General features: G+C 46.2%; 16 protein-coding genes and 1 tRNA gene. 15 read left to right on the top strand and 2 right to left on the bottom strand.

Annotation, left to right across the window (positions count from 1 at the left end):
- Positions 1-1,308: a hypothetical protein gene (locus tag A2621_02665; GenBank protein ID OFW89779.1), complete on the bottom strand. Its 1,308-nt coding sequence runs from the start codon at positions 1,306-1,308 to the stop codon at positions 1-3.
- A 3-nt stretch (positions 1,309-1,311) separates the two neighbouring features.
- Positions 1,312-2,061 carry a hypothetical protein gene (locus tag A2621_02660; protein ID OFW89778.1) on the bottom strand — a complete coding sequence of 250 codons (750 nt, stop codon included), beginning with the start codon at positions 2,059-2,061 and terminating at the stop codon, positions 1,312-1,314.
- Between the two features lie 186 nt (positions 2,062-2,247).
- On the opposite strand from A2621_02660, the gene A2621_02655 reads away from it, so the two are divergent.
- From A2621_02655 to A2621_02585, 15 genes are all read left to right on the top strand, one after another.
- Positions 2,248-2,323: transfer RNA gene (locus A2621_02655), tRNA-Lys, on the top strand.
- A 441-nt stretch (positions 2,324-2,764) separates the two neighbouring features.
- Positions 2,765-3,421 (top strand): hypothetical protein, encoded by a 657-nt coding sequence (locus A2621_02650; GenBank protein OFW89777.1) that lies wholly within the window; start codon positions 2,765-2,767, stop codon positions 3,419-3,421.
- A 550-nt stretch (positions 3,422-3,971) separates the two neighbouring features.
- Positions 3,972-4,955, top strand: a complete 984-nt coding sequence (locus A2621_02645) for a hypothetical protein (GenBank protein OFW89776.1) — start codon at positions 3,972-3,974, stop codon at positions 4,953-4,955.
- Positions 4,952-5,821 carry a hypothetical protein gene (locus tag A2621_02640; GenBank protein ID OFW89775.1) on the top strand — a complete coding sequence of 290 codons (870 nt, stop codon included), beginning with the start codon at positions 4,952-4,954 and terminating at the stop codon, positions 5,819-5,821. Before A2621_02645 ends, A2621_02640 begins: the two co-directional genes overlap by 4 nt.
- Positions 5,814-6,515, top strand: a complete 702-nt coding sequence (locus A2621_02635; GenBank protein ID OFW89774.1) for a hypothetical protein — start codon at positions 5,814-5,816, stop codon at positions 6,513-6,515. The genes A2621_02640 and A2621_02635 overlap by 8 nt, the downstream gene beginning before the upstream one ends.
- A gap of 110 nt (positions 6,516-6,625) precedes the next feature.
- The gene (locus A2621_02630; protein ID OFW89773.1) at positions 6,626-7,702 is read left to right on the top strand and encodes an alanine racemase; all 1,077 of its coding nucleotides are present in this window, start codon (positions 6,626-6,628) and stop codon (positions 7,700-7,702) included.
- Entirely contained in the window at positions 7,699-8,478 is a 780-nt protein-coding gene (locus tag A2621_02625; protein ID OFW89772.1) for an ABC transporter permease, read from the top strand. Before A2621_02630 ends, A2621_02625 begins: the two co-directional genes overlap by 4 nt.
- Positions 8,475-9,320: an ABC transporter ATP-binding protein gene (locus A2621_02620; protein ID OFW89771.1), complete on the top strand. Its 846-nt coding sequence runs from the start codon at positions 8,475-8,477 to the stop codon at positions 9,318-9,320. The genes A2621_02625 and A2621_02620 overlap by 4 nt, the downstream gene beginning before the upstream one ends.
- Positions 9,317-10,723 carry a DNA repair protein RadA gene (locus A2621_02615; GenBank protein ID OFW89770.1) on the top strand — a complete coding sequence of 469 codons (1,407 nt, stop codon included), beginning with the start codon at positions 9,317-9,319 and terminating at the stop codon, positions 10,721-10,723. Before A2621_02620 ends, A2621_02615 begins: the two co-directional genes overlap by 4 nt.
- Positions 10,710-11,339: a hypothetical protein gene (locus tag A2621_02610; GenBank protein ID OFW89769.1), complete on the top strand. Its 630-nt coding sequence runs from the start codon at positions 10,710-10,712 to the stop codon at positions 11,337-11,339. The genes A2621_02615 and A2621_02610 overlap by 14 nt, the downstream gene beginning before the upstream one ends.
- A 72-nt stretch (positions 11,340-11,411) precedes the next feature.
- Complete coding sequence (locus A2621_02605) at positions 11,412-12,335, top strand: hypothetical protein (protein OFW89768.1); 924 nt, start codon at positions 11,412-11,414, stop codon at positions 12,333-12,335.
- A gap of 322 nt (positions 12,336-12,657) precedes the next feature.
- Positions 12,658-13,002, top strand: a complete 345-nt coding sequence (locus A2621_02600) for a ribonuclease P protein component (GenBank protein OFW89767.1) — start codon at positions 12,658-12,660, stop codon at positions 13,000-13,002.
- The gene (locus A2621_02595) at positions 12,986-13,300 is read left to right on the top strand and encodes a hypothetical protein (GenBank protein OFW89766.1); all 315 of its coding nucleotides are present in this window, start codon (positions 12,986-12,988) and stop codon (positions 13,298-13,300) included. The genes A2621_02600 and A2621_02595 overlap by 17 nt, the downstream gene beginning before the upstream one ends.
- Positions 13,276-14,982, top strand: a complete 1,707-nt coding sequence (locus A2621_02590) for a membrane protein insertase YidC (GenBank protein ID OFW89765.1) — start codon at positions 13,276-13,278, stop codon at positions 14,980-14,982. Before A2621_02595 ends, A2621_02590 begins: the two co-directional genes overlap by 25 nt.
- Before the next feature lies 1 nt (position 14,983).
- Positions 14,984-15,655 (top strand): hypothetical protein, encoded by a 672-nt coding sequence (locus tag A2621_02585; GenBank protein OFW89764.1) that lies wholly within the window; start codon positions 14,984-14,986, stop codon positions 15,653-15,655.
- The last annotated feature ends 31 nt before the right edge of the window (positions 15,656-15,686 follow it).

The following is a 15,686-nucleotide window of genomic DNA, read 5'->3' as shown; positions in this document are numbered from 1 at the left end:
TTAGGCTTCTTTTTTCATGATCCAGAAAATGGGGACACCAATCACCACAAGCCCAACGCCCATTAAAAAGCTTTGGAAGCCTACACCACAAATAGCCACCCCCGCATAGAGAATGGCAACCACAGCCACGAGAATAGATCCCCACGAAAATTGGGCTTTTCTGCCCTCTCTCCAGAGCAGGACAAGATCCGCCAAGCCTGAAAAAAGATAGGGCAGCAGAATCGAGAAGGAGGTTAAATGAATAATCAGGGCAAATTGATCAATTAAAGAAGCGCTGTAATTTAAAAAGAGCAGAAGACTCATAAAAGAGGCCGAAATTAATAACGCCGCAACGGGTGTTCCCTGGGAAGATTGGTATCCAAAAATCTTGGGGAATAAGTTGTCGCGCGCAACCGCCAGAGGAATTTGCCCTTGAAGCAAAATCCACCCATTTAACGTACTGAAACAAGAAAAGGCAGCCATAAGCGCAATGACCCGAGCTGACCCAGATCCAAACATGGATCCAACCGCATCCGCAAAGGGAGCTTGAGACATGGAAAGCTTCCCCGTGCCCAATATCCCCATGATTACCATGGCAATCCATATATAAATCACGGCAGAGATCAGCGTGCCCACCACCGTTGCCTGAGCCACAATTTTTTTGGGATGCTCTATATGCTCGGAAGGGATGGTGGCTGACTCAATACCAATGAAAGAAAAAATGCTGAGCGACATGGTGGCCAGAATAGCCTGCCAAGGCGTAATCCCCATGGGCAATGTAAAGGGATACAGATTCGACCAATCCACATAGAAAATACCAACGACGGAAAGAACTATTAACGGCAAAACTTTTGCAACGGTGACCAACACCTGCATCCGTGCAAAAAGCTTAAGGCTAATCAGGTTTATGGCCACAGACACCCAAAGGGCTATCAATCCAACCCCAAAGGCATACAAAGGGTGTTCTTTCAAAACAGGGTAAGCGGCCGACAGATAACTCACAAAGGCAATAACCACTGCCAAATTACTGATGATGTTAGCCAACCAATACGTCCATGCCACCTCAAATCCGAAAAACCGCCCAAAAACTTCGCGAGCATATACGTACGGACCGCCTGATTTTGTAAACCGATGACTTAAGCTGGCAAAGACAAGACCAAGAAAAATGGCCCCCAAGGATGTGAGCGCCCACCCAAAGAGACCAAATGTGCCATAATACGCCAAGGCCACTGGCAACATCAGAATACCAGAGCCCACGATATTCCCTACAACGAGGGACGTCGCTTGCCAAAACCCAAATTTATATTTCGACGATCTTAACTTTAGCAAGTCTTAACGTGCTTTCTTTAGGCGTTCTTTTCTAATCTCTGCCTGAAATTCCGCCAAAGAAATAGCGCCCGGGATAACATTATCCCCAAAGACAAAGGTGGGTGTGGCTGAAATATCAAGAGACTGGCCCAAACTCATATTCTGCTTAATACGGTTTTCCGTTTCCATACTATTCATATCAGTACTAAACTTTTTTACATCAATCTTTAATTTATGAGCCAACTCAATGAGGTTTTCTTGGGAAAAATTTGCATCTGATTTCATCAGAATTGTGTGGAAATCTGAATACTTACCCTGCTTTTGAGCAGCTAGTGCCGCCCGAGACAACGTTAAATCTCCTAAAACAGGATATTCTTTGTAAATTATTTTGATGTTCTTATCTTGAGCCAACAGTTTTTGCAGCGTGTCATGGGCAGATCGACAATATCCACAATGGTAATCAAAGAAAGAAAGAATAACCACATCCCCATTTGGATTTCCCATAAAAGGAGAGTGTTTGTCTTGCAAAAGCTCAAGCTTTTTGGACCTTATTTTTTCTATTCGCCGAAGTCGATCTTGCTCTTCCTGCGTTTTTTGGAGCTTGCTGGCCCCTTCGATCACAATCTTAGCCACCACTTCTGGCTGCTTGTTCATTTCGGACAAGACCGATTCCATCACACGCTCTGCTGACGGACCAACGGACGCTCTCCACAGCGCGATACAGGACAAGAAAAAACTTGAAAACACAACAATAATGAATGATTTATTCCACATAAAATTCCCTCACTTTTAAAAAAGATTTTTCCATCCTATCAAAAACCAGGATTTTTTCCATTAAAATATGCTTTGCCTTCCTTGAAAAACAAAGATCACCCTCTTATCCCCTGGGCCGGCCGTAAAAGAACTCTATCGACAAAAGACCAAATATTTGGTACATCCAGTCATACCTTCCCCACTCGGGGGCACTTAGCTCAGTTGGTAGAGCAGCTGACTCTTAATCAGTAGGTCACAGGTTCGAATCCCGTAGTGCCCACCACTACCGCAGATTTCAGCATTCTGCCAAGGCCCTTCATCTTTGTGTTTTTTGTGGTCTGTTATCTCTCATAAAATTATTAAAATATAGCTAACCTCTTATAATTTTATGACAGCGTTACTCGTCGCTAGCGTAGATATACTGCGCGTTTCTTCTCGTACCTTTCCGGTATACAGAGCTCGTTTTTGCGACTTTGGGTATTTGTTCTTTAATGAACTCCCCGGTATCATCGTGCATATGGGGGCTGCTGTTATCATTGGTAGCACTTCGTATTTATCCTATGCCGAGGCGCGCCGTGCGAAAAAACAACTCGCGATGGATACTGCCCACCATACCTTATAGTTAGTGCAGAAATTCAGATAGATCTGAAACTTATAAGAATTCATTGTTTTTAACATTAATAAATGATAAAAATAAACTATGTATTCTTAATATGGGGAGTTTATGGTGATATCATTAAAAACTATGGTTTTCATTGCAGTTACGTCGACTTTTTCGTTGTCTGTTAACGCGGCAACTGCTGGCCCACAACATAAGGATCCCATTGATGTAAAAGGGCAATCCCTTGGCTCTACTTTCATTGATTTGAATCCGGGGAGTGATACATCTAAGGTTCTATCCGATCTAAGGAAGGATCTAGTGCGTTCTTCTTTCCGCCCGGGGTATAATCCTAACGCAGAGGCGGCTCAAGAGAAAATAAAGCTTTTGCAGAATGTTATTATAAGAAGGAGTCCTGCAGCAGATGAAATGAGCAAAGATGAGGCTTTTAAATTCCTTCTCAATCTCATCGAAGAGATCGAGCAGTATAAAGGAGATGTGTATAGTATCACCACCTTGATGTTTGATCCTTATTTTTGGTATAGGTTGGAGCATCTACCCTCCGGTAGAAATAATTTTTTTAATAGGCTCTTATTGGCCCTTAGGCATGTTTTTCCAAACTTAAAAGTTTTTGTTTGGATCGTAGATCCGTCTCTAGTGGGAACAAGTCGTGAGTGGGAACCTGGTTTGAAAAGATCAATCGAGATCCTCTTTCCACGTGCAACTTTCATGATTTTAAGTACAAAAGGTGTTTTACAGCCCTTACAGCCCGCACGGTGGTGATAAACCGCTCCACGGGGTTAACCCCGTGGTTTTAAGGCGCATAAAATTTAGAGGCTGATACCTGATAATAGTCCTTAAGGATATATAACAAGATAACGCATGCAACTTTTTTAAACAGCTCTCTCTCCTTCAGGATAGCTGTGACTAAAGCCACCCTCCTTCTCCACATCTCAGCTACATATATAGAATGACAAGACCACATTGACCTAGCTACCTAAATTGTCGTCGTTTAAGGTGTGGATTTTTCTTTGTGGAGTTCCATTCCTTAAATAGTTGACAAATTCTCTGAACATCCATAAATATAAAGGCATGATATATGAAATTTTCTTAAATAAGAAATACAGTTGGCGGCGCTCTCTCTAGCGTCTTGCCCTTTTTTGTATTTTTATTTTTAGAAAGTTTTACTATGTTATCCACCTTCTACCTCACAAATCTCTTTTTATTTGCTGCTCTTATTGTCATGGGTCCATGGCGCATGTGCGCCACTCTGTAAGTCTTTTTCTCAACCTTATTGCTTTAATTTTACGACAAACTTAAAAGGATTTTTAGGATGAAAACAATAGTTAAAATAAGTCTCTTGATGATGACTCTCGGCCTCACCATCTATGGACTCAAAGTTAAATTTTTAGACGCGCACCCCTCTGAGACCCTCGCGGTACATCTGGTGATTCCCATTGAACATCAAGCGCTGAATGATATTGTGGCAGGGTTCGAAGAAACACTCTCTGCCCAGTTACCCGGCAAAGTTTCTTACAAGGTTCATAATGCCCAGGGTGACGCCAACCTTCAGCGCTCTATTTTCCAACAACTGGCCCAAGAAAAGGCAGCCCTTGTTGTTCCCGTGACCACCACCACAACCCAATTGGCCCTCAAGCTGATCAAAGACAAGCCCATCCTCTCTTTGGCCGCCATGTACAGAGAAGCCGATCGCACAGGGCATCAGATCACTGGGGTCTTGGACGAGATTGAGCCCACTCAGTTCGTCTCTTTCTTAAAAGCCATCCACACTGATTCTTCCAGAGTTGTCGTGATTTATAGTGCCGACGATCGTCGGGTGAAAGAGGCAACGGAATTGGAGGGGCTGCTAAAGGCACAGCAGATTCCCGTGAAGCGCCTGATGATCCAAACCCTCAATGACCTCTATACCATCAGCCATTCTCTCCCCCAAGACACGGGCTCGGTTGTGATGTTCAAAGATAATTTGGTGGCTAGTGGGGTGACGGTGCTGAAGAAGGTATGTGACGACAAAAAGATCCTGCTGATCACCTCGGATGAAGGAACGATTAAAAAGGGCGCCTCTTTGGGGTTTGGTGTCACTGAAAAAGACATTGGGATTGAAGGCGGGAAATTGGCCGTCAAGATTTTGACCGGCACACCAATCCAGACCATTCCCATTCAGCATCTTTCAGACCTCAAGATATTTGTGAATGTCCAGTTCCTGGAAAAGAATGAGACCCTAAAACCACTTCTGGAAAAGATCTCAACCCAACACCACTATCGATTGGTTCTCATCCAAACGGAGACCTCAAAATGATCTTAGCCAGCTTAGAACAAAGCCTCCTTCTTTATCCTCTGGTGCTTGGCATTTATGTGAGTTACCAGATTCTGAAAACCACAGACCTCACCGCAGAGGGAAGCTTCGTGTTGGGGGCCGCGATTTATGCGCGCCTCCTCATCCTCTGTGATAATCACGTCCTCGCCCTCCTCTTGGCCATCATGGGAGGAGCTCTCTGTGGACTGAGCGTGGCCCTCATGCAAAGGAAAGGACGGATGAACGCGCTCGTGTCCAGCATCATCATGCTGTTTATGCTCTACAGCGTTAACTTACAGATCATGGGGCGGCCCAATATCAACCTTTTGGGATATGATCTTCTCAGTGCCGTAGAATCTTCGTTGGGTTCGTATGCTAAGCTTCTGATTCTAGGCATACTGGGGATCTTCTTGACCGTTACGCTGGGGTTGCTTCTGAAAACAAGGTTGGGCCTCACCCTCCGAGCCTTTGGGTATCAACCCCTTCTGCTCAAGAAATACGACAAGAACCCCGAGACCTATCGCCTCATAGGGCTGATGCTCTCCAACAGCTTGGCCTCTTTTTGTGGCGTCCTCACGGCACAATTCAGTGGCTATGCCGACATTCATATGGGATTTGGCATGGCGCTGGTGGGAATTGGCGCCGTGGTCATCGGCCATCACCTATTGTTGCACGTAAGACAGAGCAAAGAATTTAACCCTTTCCTTGAAATTATGGCCTGCTTTGCCGGAATCTATTTGTACTTCCTCATCAGCCATCTGTTGCTGTCCTTTAACATCGACCCGGTCAACTTAAGGCTCTGTCTCGGCATCATCCTGATTATCTGCTTACGCTCCCCCCACCTTCTGAAAGGAGCCCGACATGCTTAAATTTGCTCACGTTACCTTTGTCGTTCCCTCCCAGGAAAAGCCCATTTTGAAGGGGCTGGATTTTACCCTTCAACCAAAAGAGTTTGTCCTTATTTTGGGAGCCAACGGGTCAGGCAAGAGTTCTCTCCTGAAGCTCATGAGCGGAGAGTACCAAGCCCCAAACGGCAAGGTTACAAACGAAGCCAGAAGTTTGGCGTATCTTTCCCAAGACACCTCTCAGACGTTGTTCCATGATTTAACTGTTTTAGAAAATTGTTGTTTGAATGAGCAGAAAGTGAATCCCTCTCTTTTTAAGATCTCTCCTGAATCGGAACAAAGGGCGTATTCATTTTATTTAAAGGACTTCCACCCCCATATGCCTCACAAAATGGCCACAGAAGTAAGCAAACTGTCGGGAGGTGAACGCCAAAGCCTCGCGCTTGGCCTCGTACTCAAACAAGATCCAGACTTTTTGTTGCTGGACGAACACACCAGCGCCCTCGACCCCAAGATTGCGAGCGCCCTGATGGAACTAACTAACCAAGAGATTAGAAACCGAGGCTTAACGGCTGTGATGGTGACCCATAACATTCAGCATGCCCTCACATATGGAACGCGCATCATGGCGCTCAAAGACGGGGAGATTGTTCTTGATGTCCAAGGGACAGAGAAACAACGCTTACAGAAGAAAGATTTGATGACAATCTATTCTTAACCTCTCAAAATAAAAATCAAGGGAATCAGCAAATTCTTTTTGCTTTCAATCGTTCTATGTTTGATACTAGAAAAGGTGAGGATGAAGCTTAAGAAAGCCGCTGAAATAAAATGACGAACTTAAACCCCTTTTTAAAATTAGAAATTGATCTTGGGAAAATAGTTGCCAACTATAAAACCCTCCACCAAATAACGGGAACAGAAACGTCTGCCGTGATAAAGGCTGACGCGTATGGCGTGGGAGCGATACCGGTCGCACAAGCCCTCTTCCAGGCCGGTTGTCGCAAATTTTATGTGGCCACCATTGATGAAGCAATCGAACTCCGCGAAGTCTTGCCCCCTGAAGCCATTATTTATGTTTTTAATTGCTTTATTGAAGAACATCTTCCTCTTCTTTTTGAAAAAAATATCATTCCCGTTCTCACCAGCCTCGACCAAATCAAACTTTATAAAAAGCATGGGGGCACCCATTATGTTTTACATTTTGACACGGGCATGAAGCGTCTATCTTTACCCGCCGAAAGTGTGGCCGATGTTCTGAAAATCATTCCCGCTGACAGAGTTGATTGGGTGATGAGCCACTTGGCGTCCGCCGATGATTTGGAGGGTCCTCAAAATAAACAGCAGCTCACCCTCTTTAAATCCATTATCCAACATTTCCCGAGATCCAAGTATTCCCTCGTCGCCTCAAAGGGCACTAATTTAGGCGCTGAGTACTTTTTTGATCAAACGCGTCCTGGTATTTACCTCTATGGCATCACACCCTCCACCGAAACAGAGATCAGTAAAAAGCTCCCCATGGCTCTTCGCATGCGGGCCCAAATCTTAGAAGTAAAATCCTTGAAAAAAGGGGAAAGCGTGGGCTACAACGCCACCTACACAGCCGTGAATCCTCGCCGCATTGCCAGCATAGGGGCAGGATATGCGGATGGTATCCCAGTTTCGTACAGCAATAGGAATCATTTCTGGCTTCACAATCATCCCGTCCCCATTATAGGGCGCGTTTCAATGGATTTGACTGTTATCGACATAACAGGTATCCCTGAATCTATAGGTCGTGTGGGAGAATGGGTTGACCTCATTCATGATCCCATGTCATTCTACGAGATGTCCAAGGCCGCGGGATCTAGTCCACACGAAATGCTCACCCGCCTTGGACGAAGATGTAACCGTGTATATAAACAATGATCTTATTAACGCTTAGTTCAATTGGTGCCAGAACCCTCAGCTTCTTCCGGTATGTGGGAGACTTCTCTGTCTTTACCTTTGAATCTGTGTTGAGCTGTTTCCGCCCGCCTTATTATTGGAGGCAGCTTGGCCTCGAGATGTACAAAATTGGGTATCTTTCTCTACCAGTTGTGGGCCTCACTGCCATTTTCACAGGAATGGTTTTAGCGTTACAGAGTTATACAGGATTTTCCAGATTTTCTGCTGAAAGTGCTATTGCCACGGTGGTGGTTCTTTCCATCACTCGAGAGCTCGGGCCCGTGATGGGGGGGCTTATGGTGGCAGGACGCGTGGGGGCATCCATGGCAGCGGAGATCGGTACCATGCGCGTGACTGAGCAAATTGATGCTCTCACAACTCTTGCCACAAATCCCTATAAATACCTGGTAGTCCCTCGCATCATCGCTGCCGTTATTTCGTTGCCCCTCCTTGTTCTTTGTGCTGATGCTATCGGCGTGCTAGGAGGATATATTGTGTGCATTCACAAACTAGACTTTAACTCTGCCCTTTATATTGAGCAAACCTTTAAGTACCTGGAAGCTGAAGATGTGATTTCTGGTCTTCAAAAAGCGGGCGTGTTTGGGTTTGTGATTGCTATTGCGGGCTGCTATCAAGGATATCGCTCTCGAGGGGGCGCCCAGGGAGTGGGTCAAGCAACCACGAACGCTGTCGTGTCTGCCTCCATTATGATTCTAATTCTAAACTATTTTTTAACCTCTGTATTGTTTTCAAAATGAACCCTGCCCCAGCCCCTTCCCCTAAAACACCTAAAATTCAAATCGTAGATTTGCACAAAAGCTTCGGCAGCAACTATGTTCTCCGCGGCATCAACTTTGAGATAATGGCGGGAGAGTCTCTGGTGGTCATGGGGGGCTCGGGCAGTGGCAAATCTGTTCTTCTGAAATGCATTATCGGACTCATAACGCCAGATAAAGGCAAAGTCCTTATTGACGGTAAAGATGTGTTGACCATGAGCTCTAAAGAAAGAGACCAAGTGCGTCACCAATTTGGTATGCTGTTTCAAGGGTCTGCCTTGTTTGACAGTCTGAGCGTCTGGCGGAATGTTGGGTTTGAGCTGATTTACAATCAGAAATTACCCCTCGAAAAAGTCAAAACGCTGGTGAAGAAAAAACTCAAAGCTGTGGGCCTAGTGGATAACCGGGTGATGGAGCTTTCTCCAGCCGAACTTTCGGGCGGCATGCAAAAGCGAGTGGGACTCGCGCGCGCCATTGCATCCGATCCCCAAATTATTTTCTTTGACGAGCCCACAACCGGCCTTGATCCCATCATGTGTGGCGTGATCGATCGCCTCATTGTGGAATCAGTCCAAAGCCTGGGGGCTTCCAGCATCACCATTACGCATGATGTTACGACCGCTCGTTATGTGGCTGATAAAATAGCCATGTTAAAAGATGGACAATTGGTCTGGGTAGGCAAAGCCAGCGAACTGGATAAAACCAAAAACAGGGTGGTCCACGAATTTATTACGGGTCATGTACACAAGAGGCCTAAACCTGCCCCTAAAAAAACCCCCACCCACCTTATCTCTGCTACAGCTAAGAAGCGCGTCTCGTCGTGAGTAAGATATCCACCCTTTACGTTTGTAATGCCTGTGGCACCCAGCATCCAAAATGGGTGGGAAGGTGCCCCGATTGCGGAGGATGGAATTCTCTTCATGAGGAAGCAATCTCTTCTGTCCCCAAGGGACTTAAGCGAGATCTGTCCACGCGCCCCCTTGAATTTCATAAGTTAAAAGGGGAGACTTCCCCTCCCCCCCGGTATATTACAGGGATTGAGGAGTTTGACCGAGTCTGCGGGGGTGGTTTGGTGCCCGGGTCTGTCTTGTTGGTGGGCGGCGATCCTGGCATTGGCAAATCAACGCTCTTGCTGCAAGTAGTGGCCATGCTCTCGCAAAATCACCAATGTGCATATATTTCTGGGGAGGAAGGCCTTGATCAAATCCGCTTACGAGCCGAGCGCCTCAAGGTGGACGAATCCCCTATGCACCTCGCCTCCGATACAGACTTGCGGCGCATCATTGCAGCGTTGGAAACTAAAGATCCTCCCCGTGTGGCCATTATTGACTCTATCCAAACCATGTATTTAGATACCCTAGAATCCGCCCCCGGGACGGTGGCCCAAGTACGCACTTGTGCCCAAGAGCTGATTCGAGTGGCAAAAAAATCAAATATCATTTTGGTTCTGGTGGGACACGTCACCAAAGAAGGAAACATTGCCGGGCCTCGAGTTTTAGAACACATGGTGGATACCGTGTTGTATTTCGAAGGCGACCGTGGTCACCAGTTCCGAATTATGCGTTCTGTTAAGAATCGCTTTGGCCCCACTGATGAGATTGGCGTGTTTGAAATGACCAATCTGGGTCTTCAACAAATTGAAAACCCTTCAGCTGCCTTTATTTCCCATGATCGTGAGGGTATTAATGGCTCGTGCATTTTCGCCGGCATTGAAGGAACCCGCCCTTTGCTCGTCGAAATTCAAAGTCTTGTGGCACCCTCTTCTTTGGGGACCCCCCGTCGCACCGTCATTGGGTGGGATAGTGGGCGCTTGGCCATGGTGATGGCGGTGCTTGAAGCCCGGTGTGGCGTGTCCTTTGCCGGCAAAGATGTGTATCTTAATGTGGCCGGAGGGTTGCGCATCCTAGAACCTGCCGCTGATTTGGCCGTTGCCGCCAGCCTTTTATCCTCCCTCAGCGGCGAACCCATCCTTGAAGACTACGTGGTTTTTGGCGAGATTGGATTGTCTGGCGAGATTCGCCCTGTGGGCCAAATAGCCTCCCGACTGAAAGAGGCAGAGAAATTAGGATTCAAAGGGGCGATCATGCCCAAACAAAACAAAAAAGAAGATTTGTCTTCTTCCAAAAAATTTGCTTTAAAGGAATTAAAGACATTGGGAGAAATTTTCGCCCTGGTCTCGTATCAACAGCCCTCCCCCAAGGAGAAGGAGCATCATGGAGTTTATTAATTGGGTCGACATTGTTTTACTGGCCATCCTTCTTTTCTTTGCCGTCTTTGGGTTCATTGCAGGATTTACTGAGAAGTTTTTCTCCATCCTCAGCTGGGTGGGAGCTGGTATTTGCACCCTGCATCTCTACCCTTGGCTCAAGCCCTTTACGCAGCAGCATGTAACCAATGAGACGCTGGCCAGCATTGTCACGGCCTCAGCCATTTTTCTGGTCCTCCTCATCACCTTTCGCTTAGGCACCAGCTTTATCTCCTCCAGCGTGAGAGGAAGCCCTCTTGGGGCTTTGGACAGAAGCTTGGGCGTTGTGCTCGGGATTATTACGGGATTATTTTTGCTGGCCCTGATTTGCCTCGTTGATCGGGCCTATCTTCATACGCTCCACAAAAAGAACGCCTTTAACGATTCTAAAGTATGGCAATTGACCTGCCTCACCAGCACGTATTTGGAAAAATTATTACCCGATTCTTTTTCGTCTGGATTGTTTGAAAAAAAAAACGATAATACCCAGGTAATCGTTCAGCAACTCTCCATCCCCCCGGAAATCAAGAAAAGAACCAAAGGGTACAAATCCTCTGATCGGGCCAGTGTCAATGCCATAACCCAAAAATACGAATAGGGTGTTATTGTATGAACTCCAAGTATTGACAGCTGTTTTTAGAACCCTTAGACTTAAAAAGGTGGGGGTTCTATGCGCACAATTTTTCTCTTCATTTTTGGTGTTATAATCTCTTTTTTAGCTTTAGAGTCAGAAGGCACAACACAGTCTCGATCGCACTTTCCCTGTGGGATGCACAGCAGTAAAAGATGCCGGACTATTGAAGGGTTTGAAGCCGAAAAAAAGCTTGGGTGTGTGAAGGCTAATGGTAATTGTCTCTATCAATTTTGTCATGCCGTCTGTTTACAAGCAGCAGATCCTATAATCAAGGACACATGTCGGAATGAATGTCCTCAGCCTGCTCTCTTGTCTCGATTCAGTGCGAATGATCGCATAAGCTTATATAAGGCTGTGTGGCAGACACGCCCTTATGATCCTCGACAAAGCCTGGCGGAAAATATTACTGCCTATCATCGGCGTCACTCTCCTATTCCAATTGAAGAAGCCGTACAAAAAATATTGAGAGATCATCTCCTAAAGAAGAGTGGCCAAACTGGCCTGAGATCTAGAGTGGGTTTTCAAGAGGATTTTCAAGATATTTTGAACTACCTGAAGAGGGAGGATGATACCATTATCGAAGGCTATCGGAAGGTAGGACAAAATATCCAACAAGAGAAAGAGCATGCCCGCAACTACCCTGAGGCTGCACAGGCAGATCAAGACTTAGCAAAAAGGGACATAAAAGGTACTTTTAAATTGCTTTGGAGAAAGAGAGGGGTGGGAGGAATCGGTACCTTTTTACAACCATTTATTGATCAAAACAACTCCTACAACAATGTTATTATTCATCCTGATAAATTACAGAACATGCTCTCTGAACGACGCCTATTTATTGCAAATAAAGTCACTCATAAAGGCATTGGGAACTTATTACCCGCCCTTCGCACTGAGGCCGCAAACGCGGGGATTCCTGTCGATGATATAAAGGATGAAAACACAGCGTTAATGATTAACTAAACTGTCAAAGTCCAAACACATGTGAGACTGGGTGAGGGATTCAAATCTTGGATACACGAATAGGGAATTGACTTTTCCGTTGTCTACGGCTATATATCGAGCTTATATATTTTTAGTTGACGGAGACGAATAGAAAATGAAGATCACAACATACAGACCAAGTAAGCTGGTACGCAAGCGCCGCCATGGGTTTCGTTCTCGCATGTCAACCGTCGGTGGGCGCAAGGTTCTGAGCAATAGACGAGCTAAAGGTCGCGCGAAGCTTTCCGCTTAAGAATAAGGTATTAAGATTATCATTAGTCTTAAGAAACAACATGAGTTTTTGCGTGTTAAGCAACAAGGAAAGAAACTCGTTACAAAATCTTTTATTATACAAGCATGCCCTCCTCTCACAGAAGATGTAGCTGTTCCCCGATTTGGATTTATTGTGACAAAGAAAAATGGCAATGCTGTGTGCCGAAATCGGATTAAACGCCGTTTCCGTGCCCTCATTCAAGGCTATATAAAAAAAGATCCCCACCTGCCGCCCTTAGATTATGTGATTATCTCTAGGGCTGGTTGTATCGAAGAGCCCTTTCAAGATCTCGCCAAAATGCTAGAGTGGGCTTTTAAAGAATATAAGACGCTGTTTGAAAAAAAATTGTTAAAAGATGACAAAGACCGCTAGAAAAATTCTCTTCTCTCTCCAAAAGGTGATTTTGTTTGTCCTGCTCCTTTTGATAGACATCTATCGGTATCTTCTTAAGTTTATCTTGGTGAACGAAGGGTGTTGCTATGCCCCTTCTTGCTCTCTTTATATGAAAGACGCCCTCAGAACTCACGGAGTATTCAGGGGAACTTTCCTGGGAACAAAGCGCATTTTGCGCTGTCATCCTTGGAAAAACGCCGCCACCCCTTTGTACGATCCCGTACCCCCTCACTGCATCAGAAAGGACCTCCCATGGACTCAGAAAAAAGAAATTTAATGCTTGCCATGATGGCATCTCTCGCCATCTTTGCTGGATACTATTATTTTTATGAACGTCATCAGCACCCCGTGACCCAGCAGCAACCAGCTCAAACGGCGGAGGCGGCTCCGCAACAGACAGTGGCTCAAGATCTCCCCCTACCGCTGTCCTCCGTTCCTCTTTCCTATGAAGAGGCCAAAAAAGGCACACAAATTGCGATTAAAACCAATACGTTGAGTGGGTCTTTGTCCTTAACGGGCGCGCGCTTAGATGATTTGCTTTTGACCCAATATAAAGAAACAACCAACCCTGACAGTGGTTCAGTGCGTCTTTTGTCTCCGGCTGGTACAGCCCATGCCTATTATATGGAATCTGGGTGGGTGAGTCCTGATAAAACAATTGGAATGCCCACAGCCACAACCGTATGGACCGCCGACAAATCTACCCTATCTCCTGGAAACCCTGTGACTTTGTCCTGGAAAAATCCTCAAGGTGTTGAATTCCGACGCCTCGTTACCATCGACGATCAGTATATGATCACCGTGACAGACAGCATTCAAAATGGATCAACCCATAATTTCCAAGCCCATTCTTTTGGACTCATCTCGCGTACAAATCCGGAAGAGAATAGCAACTCTTATGCCCTGCACGAAGGCGCGGTGGGATATTTAGAAGGCAAACTCAAAGAAGAAAAGTTTAAGGATATCCAAAACGAGAAAGCCTTTACCTACGGCAGCACAGGCGGCTGGTTTGGATTTACCGACAAATATTGGCTCACGGCGCTCGTGCCCTTCCAATCTCAGAATGTGACGGCAAAGTTCCGCTCTGTTGGGACAGAGGGACAAAATCGCTATCAAGCTGATTTCACGAGCCCGGCCACCCTAGTACAGCCAGGGATGACAGTTCAAAACACGTTCCATTTCTATGCCGGCGCGAAGTCGGTGGATATTCTGGACGGATATGAAAAAACGCTGAACATCCCGCATTTTGACCTCGCCATAGACTTTGGATGGTTCTACTTCATCACCAAGCCGTTGTTCTTTGTATTACAGAAATTGTACGACGTTTTGGGCAACTTTGCCCTTTCCATCATTGTTCTGACGTTGATGATTCGGGCCCTGCTTTTCCCTCTTGCCAATAAATCCTATCAATCCATGGCAAAGATGAAGGATCTTCAGCCTCAACTCACGCGCATTAAAGAGCAAGCGGGGGACGACAAGGTCAAGCTCAACCGAGATATGATGGCGCTCTATAAACAACACAAGGTAAATCCTGTATCAGGATGCTTGCCCATGTTCCTGCAAATCCCAGTACTATTTGCCATTTATAAAGTCTTGTTGATCAGCATCGAGATGCGTCATGCCCCTCTCTTTGGATGGATTAAAGACATGTCAGCCCCAGACCCCACCAGCTTCTTTAATTTGTTTGGGCTGATTCCTTGGGCACCCCCCTCTTTCTTGATGATTGGCGCCCTGCCTCTTCTCATGGGAGGGACTATGTTCTTGCAACAAAAGCTCAGCCCCCAGCCCATGGATGCTATGCAATCAAAAATGTTTTTGATCATGCCGTTTATCTTTACGTACATGCTGGCCCAATTTCCAGCAGGTGTGGTGTTTTACTGGACCTTAACCAACATCCTGGCCATTGCACAGCAATGGGCCATCATGCAGATGGACCATAAGAAGAAGGGAAAGAAATAGGGTGACCCCCCAAGCACCCCTTTTCCCCGCAGAGGATGAGGCCTGGATTGAAACCGGGAGGTGGCTCTTTGCCCAAACGTGTGATTTCCAGGGCGCTGCCACGCGCGTCGCAAACCTGCCCGCAGAGTCTCTCAGTGAAGTAGCCTTTGCAGGGCGATCGAACGTGGGCAAGTCGTCTCTGATTAATGCGCTCGTCAACCAAAAGAAACTAGCCCGCGTTTCCAATACCCCCGGACGCACCCAAGAAATTAACTTTTTTAATTTGGGCAATAAGGGGCATCTGGTTGACCTCCCCGGGTATGGATACGCCCAGGTGTCCAAAGAAAAGCGTCTGGAATGGGGGGCTTTCATTTTTGACTTTTTGCAAGGCCGCTCGACATTAAAGCGGGTGTATGTACTCATTGATAGTCGCCATGGGTTGAAACCCACGGACAAAGACCTTTTCTTAGCCCTCGACAAATCCGCTGTCTCTTACCAGATTATTTTAACGAAGGCGGACAAACTCACGAAAGTTGAAAAGGAATCCATCCGTCAGTCTTTGAGAGCCCAAACAAAAGAGTTTATTGCTCTCTATCCCGAAATTATCCTCTCCTCTTCTCTTGAGGGTCATGGCATCCCAGAACTGCGCGCTGAGATTGCCGCCCTCTTTATGGTTGAACCGAGGAGAGGGTAGGGAGTTTTGTGCACAAGGGTGGTAGCATGGC

Source organism: Alphaproteobacteria bacterium RIFCSPHIGHO2_01_FULL_41_14 (genome assembly GCA_001767855.1).
Taxonomy (GTDB): domain Bacteria; phylum Pseudomonadota; class Alphaproteobacteria; order UBA7879; family UBA5542; genus 2-01-FULL-41-14.
This window is presented reverse-complemented; position numbering and strand designations above follow the sequence as displayed.

What these genes read in the sequence shown, in the direction of transcription:
- A2621_02660 (OFW89778.1), bottom strand. Translation starts at nt 2,061, where the DNA reads ATGTGGAATAAATCATTCATTATTGTTGTGTTTTCAAGTTTTTTCTTG.
- A2621_02650 (OFW89777.1), top strand. Translation starts at nt 2,765, where the DNA reads ATGGTGATATCATTAAAAACTATGGTTTTCATTGCAGTTACGTCGACT.
- A2621_02645 (OFW89776.1), top strand. Translation starts at nt 3,972, where the DNA reads ATGAAAACAATAGTTAAAATAAGTCTCTTGATGATGACTCTCGGCCTC.
- A2621_02640 (OFW89775.1), top strand. Translation starts at nt 4,952, where the DNA reads ATGATCTTAGCCAGCTTAGAACAAAGCCTCCTTCTTTATCCTCTGGTG.
- A2621_02635 (OFW89774.1), top strand. Translation starts at nt 5,814, where the DNA reads ATGCTTAAATTTGCTCACGTTACCTTTGTCGTTCCCTCCCAGGAAAAG.
- A2621_02630 (OFW89773.1), top strand. Translation starts at nt 6,626, where the DNA reads ATGACGAACTTAAACCCCTTTTTAAAATTAGAAATTGATCTTGGGAAA.
- A2621_02625 (OFW89772.1), top strand. Translation starts at nt 7,699, where the DNA reads ATGATCTTATTAACGCTTAGTTCAATTGGTGCCAGAACCCTCAGCTTC.
- A2621_02620 (OFW89771.1), top strand. Translation starts at nt 8,475, where the DNA reads ATGAACCCTGCCCCAGCCCCTTCCCCTAAAACACCTAAAATTCAAATC.
- A2621_02610 (OFW89769.1), top strand. Translation starts at nt 10,710, where the DNA reads ATGGAGTTTATTAATTGGGTCGACATTGTTTTACTGGCCATCCTTCTT.
- A2621_02605 (OFW89768.1), top strand. Translation starts at nt 11,412, where the DNA reads ATGCGCACAATTTTTCTCTTCATTTTTGGTGTTATAATCTCTTTTTTA.
- A2621_02595 (OFW89766.1), top strand. Translation starts at nt 12,986, where the DNA reads ATGACAAAGACCGCTAGAAAAATTCTCTTCTCTCTCCAAAAGGTGATT.
- A2621_02590 (OFW89765.1), top strand. Translation starts at nt 13,276, where the DNA reads ATGGACTCAGAAAAAAGAAATTTAATGCTTGCCATGATGGCATCTCTC.